The organism is Treponema sp. OMZ 805 (assembly GCF_050937395.1).
In the GTDB taxonomy this organism is placed as follows: domain Bacteria; phylum Spirochaetota; class Spirochaetia; order Treponematales; family Treponemataceae; genus Treponema.
Map to the genome: position 1 here is coordinate 1 of NZ_JACCLP010000053.1, position 553 is coordinate 553.

General features: G+C 54.2%; 1 protein-coding gene. It reads left to right on the forward strand.

The window, feature by feature from the left end; all coding sequences use genetic code 11:
• A partial coding sequence (locus HGH47_RS12245) for an AAA family ATPase (protein ID WP_432912755.1) occupies positions 1 to 553 on the forward strand: 553 nt, incomplete at both ends.

The window sequence follows — 553 nt, forward strand, 5'->3', positions numbered from 1 at the left end:
GGGAAACCCCGATGAGGGAAAGCGGATTAGCCAAGCAAAAGCAGCGCAAGCCTTAGGCTATTCTTCTGCCGTTGTGTCGGCATACAAAAACCGCACGTATAACGGCAATGTAAAGGCGTTTGAAGAGGCGGTGCAGGCGTGGTTAAAGCGGGAAGAACGCCGGATTGAACGGCTGCATATCCCCACTGCCGAGACGGACACGCTGGGGTCGATCCGTAAAGCGTTAAGCATTGCGCAGGATGAGGCTGATATTGCGGTTATCGTGGGAGATGCTGGAACGGGTAAGAGCACCGCGCTCCGCAATTATGCCGCGGAAAGCCATAGCGCGCTGTTAATTGAAGTCGATTCAAGTTTTACCAAAAGCGTACTGGTTAAAACCATTGCCCAGTCACTGGGGCTCGATACCAAAGGCGGCATGAGCGTCATTATCTCCCGCATCGTAGATGCCTTAAAGGGACGGGACGCCGTTATCCTGATTGACGAGGCGGAGTATCTGTCAGACGGCTGCCTTGAGCTGATCCGGCGGGTCATCAACGACAAAGCGCAAACCGGT